We start from the raw sequence: 10,693 nt of genomic DNA on the forward strand, positions 1-10,693 counted from the left end.
GTCGGGCGGGGCGGCCACCCCGATTTTCGTCACAAGAGGCCGAGTCGGCCTTGGGCCCTCACCAGATGCTCATGCATGGCTGTCCTTGCCTTGTCCGGATCTCCTTGCCGGATCGCCTCGAAGATTTCCACATGTTCATCCAGAGCCAGGTCGGTCAGGCCTTCATGGCGGGACGAGTTCTCGCGGGCCAGCCTGACGGCCTCGGTGAGAACGGAAGCAAGGAATTCCTCGAAACGCAGCAACGCCACGTTCTTGGATGATTTTGCGATCATGTGATGGAAGCGCACGTCCGCCTGAACGCCGGACTGGAGGTCGTGGCCCGATGACGACAGCACTTTGAGCAGTTTCTCAAGCGCTGTCAGGTCGCCTTTTGTGCGACGCTGCGCGGCCAGGCTTGCCGCCTGGCTCTCCACCCCGATGCGCAACTCGTATAGTTCCCGGGTCGACGTCTTGCTCTTGGCATCCTGCAGACCAAGACGGAATGAGCGAACCACTTCCGATGGGTGTGTGACGTAGATGCCGGAGCCCTGCCGGCTGACGACGAGGCCGTCCGCCTGCAGACGCCATATCGCTTCGCGAATGACAGTTCGACTGACGTTGAAGCTTTCCGTCAGTTCTTTTTCCGATGGTAATCGTGCTCCCGGCTGAACGCGGCCGGACTCGACGTCGCTGCGGAGCGACTCGATAACCTGATCCGACAGGCGTTCCGGCCTGACAATCGGCTGTGCGTGAATCTTGACGGCATTCGTACGCCGGCTCAATTGCATTGGTTGAGGACTTTGCCTGGGTTCATCATCCATTGTGGATCAATCGCTCCTTTGATGGCGCGCATGAGTTCAAGTTCGAGTGGGGCCCTGTGGTTCTTCAGAGATTCGACGCGTAATTGGCCGATTCCATGCTCTGCGCTGAATGTGCCGCCAGCGCCAATGACATTTTCCTCGATGAAAGCGGTCACGCGCCTAGCTTGAGCCAAGAAGTCGCCAAAAGCTACCTCTGCGGGCGGCATGACGTTGACGTGGAGATTGCCGTCGCCGAGATGGCCGAAAATATTGAGGCGCGCGCCGGGCGCCACTTCCGGCAATCCCCGCTCAATTGCGGCGATCGTCTGCGGAATTCCGGCCACCGGCACGGCGACGTCGTGCTTCACCGCGCCCCCTGCGGCGCGTTCGCCTTCAGAAAGGGCTTCGCGCAGTTGCCAAAGCGCCAGGCGCTGCGATTCGCTCTGCGCAACGATGACGTCACGTACTATGCCGTTTTCATGCAGCCGCATCAGGAGCGGCTCCAATCGTGCCGGCAGGTCCGCGGCGGTGTCCAGTGATGACATCTCCATGAGGACATAGGCGGGATGGCTTTCCTGGAATGGAGGACGGCTCGCCGGTAAATGATGATGCACCAGATCAAGGCCGGCCTGGGTCAGATATTCACATGAGGTCAGATCGCTGCCGCAAGCTTGCTGTGTCTCCAGGAAAACACGCAAGGCGTTGTGTGCGGAATCGCAGGCGACCAGCACGGTCAGCGCCTTTTTTGGGCGTGGAAATATGCGCAGAGCGGCCGCCGTGATGATGCCCAATATGCCCTCGGAGCCGATGAACACCTGCTTCAGGTCTATCCCGGTATTATCCTTGCGAAGGCTGCGCATGCCATTCCAGATCCTGCCGTCAGGCAACACGACCTCCAGGCCCAGAACCAGATTGCGCATCGAGCCATAGGAGAGAACCTGGATTCCGCCCGCGTTGGTGGCGATGGCTCCGCCGATCTGGCAGGAGCCTTCCGCCGCCAGGCTGAGCGGCAGCAGGCGGTCAAACCGCGCCGCTTCTTCCTGTGCGGCTTGCAGTATGACGCCGGCTTCGATCTCCATCGTATTGTTGACCGGGCTGACGCTGCGAATTTTATTCATGCGCCGCAGGGAAAGAACGACCTGCGGCAGGTTTCCGACTGGGACCGCGCCGGCAGCGAGCCCTGTATTGCCGCCCTGGGGCACCACGGCGATGTCGTGGCTGGCGCACAGCGTCATCATGGCGGAAACCTCGGCGACGGACCCCGGCAGGAGGACCGCCACCGAGGGATTGTCCACGATGCCGCGCCAGTCGGCCTCATAGGCTCTCTGGGCCTCGTCTTCCAGCAGGTAGGCTGACGAAGGCACAGCTTCCCTGAGCGCCGACTTGAATTGCAATACCTGGTTCATTCCTGGCGCCTCTCCCCGCCGTGTTCCGGCGAATTTCGCGACTCTCAAAGTTGTATGATGAATTATATATCCTTAGCTTGACAAGATGAGAAGTCTCTACCTAAACTCACCCCAGGTTTCGGTTGCAGATAGCGAATGGGGAGGGGCGAATGGGCCGCAAAATCCGATTGACCGTAGGGCAGGCCATCGCCAAATTTCTGGCGGCGCAATGGACCGAGCGCGACGGTGTCGAGCAGCGCCTGATCGGTGGCGCCTGCGGTATTTTTGGTCATGGAAACCTGTCCGGTATCGGCCAGGGTCTGGCCGAATGCGGCGGCGACATCCCCTTCTTCCAGCCCTTCCACGAGCAGAGCATGGTGCATATGGCGGTCGCCTACGCGCGGGTGAAGCGCCGGCTGTCCACCTATGTCTGCACGGCCTCGATCGGGCCCGGTACGGCCAATATGTATACTGGCGCCGCCGGCGCGACTGTGCAGCGTGTTCCTGTTCTGCTTCTCGCTTCGGACCACTACGCCACCCGGCGACAGGGTGTCGTCCTCCAGCAGCTGGAGAGCGCCAATTATGATCTGTCCGTATCGGACGGGCTGCGCGCCGTCAGCGTCTTCTATGATAAGATCGTCCGGCCCGAGCAGTTGCTGCCGTCCTTGATGGAGGCGACGCGCGTGCTCACCAGTCCATCGGAGGCCGGCGCCGTAACGCTGTCGATCTGCCAGGACACGCAGGGCGAGGCCGGTGACTTTCCAGAGGAGCTTTTCGAGAAGCGCGTATGGCGTGTCGAGCGTCGGCCCGCAGATGTCGCTCAGGTGGGGCGCGTGGCGGAAATGCTGGCGCAGGCGCGCCGTCCCATCATCATCAGCGGTGGTGGCGTCTATTATTCGGAGGCTGAGCAGGAGCTTCTGGCGTTCGCCGAGCGTTTTGGCGTTCCGGTGGTGGAGACCGTCGCTGGGCGCAGCACGATGCCCGGCGAGTCCGAATACGCCATGGGCGCCGTTGGCATCGCCGGCAATCTCGCCGCGAATGAGCTCGCTTCCCAGGCCGATCTCGTTCTGGCGGTGGGGACGCGCCTGACCGACGTCGTGACCTGCTCGCAAACGCTCTTCCGGGATCCGGATGTGCGTTTCGCCAGCATCAACATCACCGGCCGCGATTCCGCCAAGCTCGGCAGCGAGCCGATCCTTGCCGATGCGCGCCTCGGCCTGAGCGCGCTCGCGGAGGCCGCCGGCGCCATGGGTGTGAGCGCTTCCGGCGAATGGCTGGGCGAGATGAAGCGCGCTGCCGCCGACTGGCGGTCGCTGGCCGAGCCTACCCTGGTGGCCGAGGCGGGCAAGCCGATGAACCAGGCGCAGGCTCTGGCGATCGTCAATGAGGCGACGCGAGAGCAGTCTTATGTCGTGGCCGCCGCCGGTAGCCTACCGGGAGACGTCGCCAAGTTGTGGGACACGCGTGGTTCCAGGCGCACCCATCTGGAATTCGGCTTCTCCTGCATGACCTATGAAATACCGGCCGGCATCGGGTTGGCGCTGGGTGGCGAGAAGAACGTCTATGTCGTCATCGGCGACGGCACCTACCTGATGAATCCAAGCGATCTGCTGGTGGCGGCGCGCGAACGCATCAAGCTGACCGTGTGCGTGTTCGTCAATCACGGATATCAGATCATCCGCGATCTTCAGGTTCTGACAACCGGTGACAGTTTTTCGACGGAGTTCCGGGGGCGGGACAATTCGAACAGCTATAACGGCGCCTATCTTGATATCGACATCGCGCAGAATGCGGCCAGTCTTGGCGCCAGGGTCCATCGCGCGGCCGCGCCCGAGGAGCTGAAGGCGGCGCTTGCCGCCGCCGACGCCGCGCCAGGACTCAATGTAGTCGTCATCGAGGTCGATCCGCACAAGATGTCGGTCGGCACCAAGCACAGCTTCTGGGACATCGCGCCGCCCGAAGTATCCGCAAGCGCGTCCACGCAGCAGTTGCGCGCAAATTATGAAAAGCGCCGGGATGAACTCCAGCGCCACTATCTTTGACACTCCCAGATCATTCGAGAGTTGCCATGCAAGACAATGTCGAAAACCCGGTCCTGAATTCCCCGACCGTCAGTTCCGTAATCAAGCCAATGGGCCACTATCCGCTGCCGATCGTGCGCGGCGAGGGGGTCCGTTTCTGGGACGATGAGGGAACCGAGTATCTGGACGCCGTTTCCGGCGAATGGGTGGTCAATCTCGGTTACCGTCACCCCAGGGTTATCGCGGCGATCAAGGAGCAACTCGACAAGATCGAGTATGTTACGCCGGTGTTCGAAAATGAGCAGCGTACCAAGCTGGCGGAAAAGGTGCTTTCACACGCGCCCAAGAACATGCGTAGCGTTCTGTTCGCGCTCAGCGGCGCCGACGCTGTCGAAGGCGCCATGCATCTGGCCATGCGCGCCACCGGAGGCACTGAATTCGTTTCGCTCTATGGCGCTTTTCATGGCACCACATTCAGCACCCTGGCGCTCAGCTATTCCTATCCCAAGATGCTGGAAGGCTCCAAGGAAGGGCTTGACCGCTATCTGACGCGGCAGACCCGGGTGCCAAACTACAACTGTTATCGCTGTCCGTTCGACCTGAAGCCGGGTTCATGCGACCTGATGTGCGCTCGCTTCATGGAGACCGCCATCAAGCACCAGCCCGACGCCAAGGTGGCCGGCGTCATCATCGAGCTCTTCCAGTCCAATGGTGGCATGTTGCCCATGCCGGAAGGCTATATCGAGACCGTGCGCGATATCTGTACGCGCAACGGCGTCGCACTCATCGCTGACGAGGTCCAGACGGCGTTCGGCCGCTGCGGGGACTTCTTCGCTTCCAACGTCGTCGGCATCGAGCCGGACCTCATTGTCATGGGCAAGGCATTCGGTGCGGGGCAGCCGCTTTCGGGCGTCGTCGCCGGTGAAGGGTTCACGTCGCTGCGTGGCTGGGAAGCTGGGTTTACGCTCATGTCCACTCCTGCCGTCTGCGCCGGCAGCATCGCCATGATGGAAGTCATGGAGGAGGAAGATCTCGGCAACCATTCGCGGGTATTGGGCGCGCATTTCATGGAGCGCCTGAATGAGATGAAGGAGCGCTACTCCATCATCGGCGATGTGCGGGGCCTGGGACTGATGATCGGCGTGGAACTGGTGAAGGATCGCGAAACGAAGGAGCCGGCTGATGAGCTGACCGGCTTCGTATGGCGAGATGCGCTCCAGGAACAGCGCCTGCTTCTGGGCAAGACCGGCCCGGTATTCGGCGATTTCGGCAACGTCATCAAATTCAAGCCGGCCGTCAACACGACCATGGTGGAAGCCGATGAAATGCTCGATCGCTTCGAGCGTTCTCTTGCCGCCGGTCAGGCCTACCACGACAGGCAGAACTGATGGCGACGAATGCATCGCCTTTCGCGCGCTGGGGCTTCCTGGCGGCGCTCGATTACGAGGTATGGCCCGCTGAAAAGGTGGCCGACACGCTGGCGGCCCAGGGCTACGGCGCGGTCGAGTGGACGCTCGCCCATTTCGATCCGCGCCGCATGAGCGCTGGCGAGCTCGATTCCGTGATCTCCATGAGCCGGACCAGAGGGTTGGAAGTTTCCGAGATTGCGGTGCAGCAGGACCTCGTGTGCGCTGATCCGGACGAACTCACCGCCCGCGTCGACCTGACTGTGGCGACGGCACGCGCGGCGTCAGCGTCGGGGGTGGATCTGGTCAATGTGCTGACCGGTCCGAACCGCTGGGAAGACAGCCATGTCGATGTTGGCGCCGGCATGGCGGAAGGGCGGGCATGGTCGCTGATGCTCGATGCTTATGAGCGCATGCTCGACGGTCTGGCGCAGGTGGGGGCCAAGGCGGCGCTCGAACCCTGCTGGGGCGGGCTCGCCCATGATTTCCACAGCACCGGCGTCATGCTGCGTCGCTTCGGCAAGCATCCTGCCTTCGCCATAAATTTTGATCCCAGCCATTTTGCTCTGGCGCGGGATGATCTCGCCTTCGTGATCGCGGAACTCGCGCCCTACATTCGCCACGTCCATATCAAGGACGTGGCCGGCCGGCCGGGACTGGAGGGACGCGACTTCATCTTCCCGCTTATCGGCGAGGGGCTGGTCGCGTGGGATGAGGTTTTCCAGGCGCTCGACGCGGCTGGTTTCCGTGGCTTCATGTCGGTGGAATTCGAATCCTACCGCTATTACCGAAATATCCTGAAATCAGATCCGGCGAAGGCATCGGAATTGTCGATGGAGCAGCTGCGCGCGCTTGAGGATTTGTTGCCGGAAGGGTTGAAGTGATGAGTGAGGAGCTGAAGGTCGGCGTCATCGGGTTGGGTGAGGTCGGACGACACCAGGTCAATGGCGTGCTTGCGGCAGCGGGAGCCAGGCTCTTTGCCGTAGCCGACTTCAATGCCGAACTGGTGGAAGCGACGGTCAAGACGACCGCCGCCCGCGGCTATGCGTCCGCCGAAGAGCTGATCGGCGACAGCGACGTGGAAGCCGTGGTGGTGTGTGTCCCGCATAAATTCCACGCCGATCTGTGCCGGCGCGCTCTGGCGGCGGGAAAGCATGTGTTCGTGGAAAAGCCGGTCACCGTGACGGCGGTTCAATGCGACGAGCTGATCGCGCTGTCGCGGGAGAAAGGAAAAATTTTCGGCGCCAGCCACAATCAGCTGTTTTATCCGCCGCATCGCTGGCTTCGCACCGCGATCGACGAAGGGCGGATCGCCCGTCCGACGCTGCTTAGGCTGCGTCTGGCCATCGGCGGCAAGCTTGGCGGCTGGCGGGCCGACCCGGACCTGACCGGTGGCGGCCTACTGTTTGACGCCGGCTTCCATCGTTTCTACGTGGCGCGCTTCCTGATGGGCGAAGTCTCGGCCGTCAGCGCCTCTCTCGACACTCTGCGCCCCCGCGAGGTGGGTGAGGATGTGGGCATCGTCACGCTTGAATTCCGGGACGGCGGCCGGGCCGTTATCGAGGCTGGGTATCACGCGCCCAAGGGCGTGTTCGACGACCAGATCGAGGCGGTTTCGGCCGACGCGCTGATCCGCATTCCCGGCCTGGAAGCTCATTTTGAGAAATTCTCGGTCGAGCCCCAGCTCAAACAATGGCAGGACGGGGCATGGAGCGAAGTCGAGGTCGAGACCATAGAATGGCCGGAGACGGTCGGACGCGCCGTCGGCAATTTTATCGACGCGGTTCGGGGTAAGGCCGATCTGGCGGCGGACGGGCAGGAGGCTCGTCGCATCGTGGAGATCGTGGAGGCAGCCTATCGATCGGCGATCGAGGGCCGGCGTATCGAAGTGTGAAGTGATCCGAAAAAAAGGGGAACAGGGAGAAGACGATGCGAATTCTGATTGCAATCGCGACATTTGCGCTGGGCGCTCTGACGGCGATGACGGCAGCGGCGCAGGACCGAGTCAAGATCGGCATGCCGATGACGACGATGAATGACGCGTTCTGGGTCGACTATGTCGACTTCGCCAAGAGCGCGGCCGAAGCTTATGGCTATGAACTGGTGGTGACGGACGCGCAGTCGCGTGAGGACAAGCAATTGTCCGACATTGAGTCTCTCATCAATGCCGGGGTCAAGGGTGTTATCCTCACCCCGCTCAGCGAGCCGCTGGGTATCCAGGCTATCGAGCTTCTCGACAAGGCCGGTGTGCCGGTCGTGGTAACCGACACCTATCCGGGTATCGAGGTGGGCGCGGTGCCCAACTATCTCGCCTTCATCAAGCTGGACGACGAGACGGCTGGCTACAATGTCGGCAAGCATTTGATCGAGAATGATGGCGTCAAGAAGATCGTGGGCATTGGCGGCGTTCCCGGCATCTCCACATCGGAAGCCCGTAACGACGGGTTGAAGAAGGCTGTCGCCGAACATGAGGGCGTGCAACTCCTCGATCTGCAGTACACAGACTGGACGTTGGCCAGAGGCCAGACGGTGATGGAGGACTTCCTGACCCGCTTCGACGATATCGAAGGCGTCTGGGGGGCGGGCTCCGATCCGTTGCTGGGCGCCGTGGTGGCCATGGAGAATTCCGGCCGTGCCGACAAGATCCGGCTGGCGGGAATCGACATCACCGAAGCCGCGCTCGACGCACTTGCCGACGGCAACCTATCCATGCTTGCGGGCGGTCACTGGGTCATGGGCGGCTACGGCATCACCATCATCCATGACTATCTCAATGGTCATAAGACCGATGAGCCAGTCTATGAGATGAGCCTTTACTATCTGACGAAGGACGGCATCGATGATTATCGCGCCAAGATCATAGAACCGCTTTCGGCCGGACAGTCGCTCGTTGACTGGCAGGCCATCAGCAAGACAACCGATCCTTCGGTCAACCACGCCGATGTTTTCCAGGTCATAAAGCCCTGATCGACGGGAGCGTACGCCTATGACAGCCGACGCCGCCACCCTGGCGAAACCCGCGCCCGAACCACGGGGGTCCTTCGGAAAAGTACTGCTGAAAGCCGAGGGGTTGCAAAAACGATATGGTGCGATCCATGCGGTGCGCGGCGTTGGCATCACGGTGCGTGCAGGAGAAGCCCTCGCTCTTTGTGGAGAAAATGGCGCAGGAAAATCGACGATTTTCAAGATATTGGCCGGCGAGGTGGCTCCGGACGCAGGCCGCATCACGCTCGAAGATGTCCCGTTTCATCCGGATTCGGCGGCTGCCGCCGTCAAGGCCGGCGTCTCCATGGTCTATCAGGAGTTCAATATCCTGCCCAACGCCTCCGTGGCCGAGAACGTCTATCTCGGCCGCATGGAAAGGTTTTGCAGGGCGGGCATCATCAAATGGCCTGAGCTTTACGCCGCAGCGGCCGAATTGCTCGGCCGGCTCGGCATCAGGGTAAATCCGCGCGCGGAGATGCGCAGCCTGTCGCCTTCGGCGCAGAAAATGGTGGAACTGGCGCGTGCGCTTTCGACACGGCCGCGCGTGCTTCTCCTTGATGAGATCACCGCCTCGCTCGATCATGACGACGCAGAGATCCTGCACCGCCTGATGGACGAATTGCGGGCCGAAGGAGCGGGCATCCTTTATGTCTCGCATCGGCTTCAGGAAATATTCAACAACTGCACCACCGTAGAGGTGATGAAGGACGGCGCCCATGTGACGACGCTGCCGGTCGGCGAACTGGATGAGGATCGTCTGTCGGCGCTGATGGTCGGTCGTGAGATCGGCGCATGGCAACGCGGCGACCGCGACGAGACGGCGCCAGTTATGCTGGAACTGGTCAACCTCAGCGGGCGGGGCTTCGACGATGTTTCGTTCAAGGTGCGGCAGGGAGAGGTCGTCACTCTGGCTGGCCTGGCGGGATCTGGCGCCGATGAGATACTTGAGACGGTTTTCGGTGTGCAGCCGGTCAAGAGTGGCGAAATCCAGCTCGGTTCGGCGCCATATCGCGGTCGTTCCATCGTTGATGCCATGAATGCCGGCATCGCCATGGTTCCCAAGGAGCGCGCGGTGGAAGGACTGATCGATCCCGCCGATATACGCTTCAACGTTGGGCTGTCGGTGCTGAAACGAAATGGCTGGGGGCCGTTCGTGAACGGCGGCGCGGAAGCGCGGGCCGCCCGGGATGGCATGGAACTGTTCCGGATCAAGGCGCGAAGTGCGGCGACCGCCGTGCGCGCGCTCAGCGGGGGCAACAAGCAGAAAGTTCTGCTGGCCAAGTGGTTCGTCACCGACCCGAAGCTGATGTTGCTCAACAATCCCACCCGCGGCGTGGATGTCGGAGTCAAATTCGAGATTTACGAACTTTTGCAAAAGCTTCGGGGGGAGCGAAACCTTGCTGTTCTCATGGCATCGGAGGACATGGCCGAGGTAATCCGCCTCAGTGACGTTGTCGTCACAATCCGCCATGGCCAGGTCTCGGGCGTGTTCGAGGGCGAGGCCATCACCGAGACGAACCTTATCAACGCTATGCTATAGAAGCTGGATTCCATGAGCGACACCACCACCCGTTCCGAACAATTCCGTTTCAGATTTGGCCTGGACGGGTTGCGGACCTATTTTCCATTCCTTGTTCTGCTGATCGTTTGCATCGGCTTTGCGATCTTTTCCGACCAGTTCGTCAGCGCCAGGAACCTGGAGACGGTGTTGCGCCAGACCGCAGTGCTGTCGATCGCCGCCATGGGGGCGACATTCATCATCCTGATGGCCTCGATAGACCTGTCGGTCGGTTCGGTGGTCGGCCTCTCGGCGGTGGTCGTGGCCTATGTGATGCAATCATACGGCATGGTGGCGTTGCCGGCCGGTCTGCTGGTCGGCATCCTGCTGGGCGCATTGGTGGGCAGCGTCTACGCCAAGCTCAAGGTTCCCTCTTTCATTGTTACTCTGGGTCTGCTGGTGGCGGGCCATGGCATGATGCTGCACATCACCCAGGGGCGGCCTATCATGATCCGCGACGATACCTGATCCACCCCCATTGAACGGGTCCACCTTGAAGTATGGTTTTGACCATGAAGGAGGACCACAATGGCAAACAAGCGACACAAGCCCGACGAGA

General features: G+C 61.4%; 9 protein-coding genes. 7 read left to right on the top strand and 2 right to left on the bottom strand.

What is annotated here, in order from left to right:
• Positions 1-29 precede the first annotated feature (29 nt).
• On the bottom strand, positions 30-800 hold the full coding sequence (locus tag DES43_RS09785) for a FadR/GntR family transcriptional regulator (RefSeq protein ID WP_084496626.1): 771 nt from the start codon (positions 798-800) through the stop codon (positions 30-32).
• On the bottom strand, positions 758-2,185 hold the full coding sequence (locus DES43_RS09790) for an FAD-binding oxidoreductase (RefSeq protein WP_035032016.1): 1,428 nt from the start codon (positions 2,183-2,185) through the stop codon (positions 758-760). Before DES43_RS09790 ends, DES43_RS09785 begins: the two co-directional genes overlap by 43 nt.
• A gap of 149 nt (positions 2,186-2,334) precedes the next feature.
• Between DES43_RS09790 and DES43_RS09795 the strand changes: the two genes are divergently transcribed.
• Genes DES43_RS09795 through DES43_RS09825 form a run of 7 tightly spaced genes read left to right on the top strand, consistent with a single transcriptional unit; the run spans position 2,335 to position 10,602 of the window.
• Entirely contained in the window at positions 2,335-4,206 is a 1,872-nt protein-coding gene (locus DES43_RS09795) for a thiamine pyrophosphate-dependent enzyme (protein WP_035032013.1), read from the top strand.
• Between the two features lie 26 nt (positions 4,207-4,232).
• Positions 4,233-5,573 carry an aspartate aminotransferase family protein gene (locus DES43_RS09800; protein ID WP_035032010.1) on the top strand — a complete coding sequence of 447 codons (1,341 nt, stop codon included), beginning with the start codon at positions 4,233-4,235 and terminating at the stop codon, positions 5,571-5,573.
• Entirely contained in the window at positions 5,573-6,475 is a 903-nt protein-coding gene (locus tag DES43_RS09805; protein WP_051520800.1) for a sugar phosphate isomerase/epimerase family protein, read from the top strand. Before DES43_RS09800 ends, DES43_RS09805 begins: the two co-directional genes overlap by 1 nt.
• On the top strand, positions 6,475-7,485 hold the full coding sequence (locus DES43_RS09810) for a Gfo/Idh/MocA family protein (protein WP_035032007.1): 1,011 nt from the start codon (positions 6,475-6,477) through the stop codon (positions 7,483-7,485). The genes DES43_RS09805 and DES43_RS09810 overlap by 1 nt, the downstream gene beginning before the upstream one ends.
• Before the next feature lie 35 nt (positions 7,486-7,520).
• The gene (locus DES43_RS09815) at positions 7,521-8,558 is read left to right on the top strand and encodes a sugar ABC transporter substrate-binding protein (protein ID WP_035032002.1); all 1,038 of its coding nucleotides are present in this window, start codon (positions 7,521-7,523) and stop codon (positions 8,556-8,558) included.
• Between the two features lie 19 nt (positions 8,559-8,577).
• Positions 8,578-10,116 (top strand): sugar ABC transporter ATP-binding protein, encoded by a 1,539-nt coding sequence (locus DES43_RS09820; RefSeq protein WP_051611528.1) that lies wholly within the window; start codon positions 8,578-8,580, stop codon positions 10,114-10,116.
• Positions 10,117-10,128: 12 nt separating this feature from the next.
• Entirely contained in the window at positions 10,129-10,602 is a 474-nt protein-coding gene (locus tag DES43_RS09825; protein ID WP_133675052.1) for an ABC transporter permease, read from the top strand.
• Positions 10,603-10,693: the final 91 nt, after the last annotated feature.

Source organism: Aquamicrobium defluvii (assembly GCF_004363725.1).
Taxonomy (GTDB): Bacteria; Pseudomonadota; Alphaproteobacteria; order Rhizobiales; family Rhizobiaceae; genus Mesorhizobium; species Mesorhizobium defluvii.

Excerpts from the sequence above, each read along its gene's own strand:
- DES43_RS09795 (WP_035032013.1), top strand. The coding sequence starts at position 2,335 with ATGGGCCGCAAAATCCGATTGACCGTAGGGCAGGCCATCGCCAAATTT.
- DES43_RS09815 (WP_035032002.1), top strand. The coding sequence starts at position 7,521 with ATGCGAATTCTGATTGCAATCGCGACATTTGCGCTGGGCGCTCTGACG.
- DES43_RS09820 (WP_051611528.1), top strand. The coding sequence starts at position 8,578 with ATGACAGCCGACGCCGCCACCCTGGCGAAACCCGCGCCCGAACCACGG.
- DES43_RS09825 (WP_133675052.1), top strand. The coding sequence starts at position 10,129 with ATGAGCGACACCACCACCCGTTCCGAACAATTCCGTTTCAGATTTGGC.
- DES43_RS09805 (WP_051520800.1), top strand. The coding sequence starts at position 5,573 with ATGGCGACGAATGCATCGCCTTTCGCGCGCTGGGGCTTCCTGGCGGCG.
- DES43_RS09810 (WP_035032007.1), top strand. The coding sequence starts at position 6,475 with ATGAGTGAGGAGCTGAAGGTCGGCGTCATCGGGTTGGGTGAGGTCGGA.
- DES43_RS09790 (WP_035032016.1), bottom strand. The coding sequence starts at position 2,185 with ATGAACCAGGTATTGCAATTCAAGTCGGCGCTCAGGGAAGCTGTGCCT.
- DES43_RS09785 (WP_084496626.1), bottom strand. The coding sequence starts at position 800 with ATGGATGATGAACCCAGGCAAAGTCCTCAACCAATGCAATTGAGCCGG.
- DES43_RS09800 (WP_035032010.1), top strand. The coding sequence starts at position 4,233 with ATGCAAGACAATGTCGAAAACCCGGTCCTGAATTCCCCGACCGTCAGT.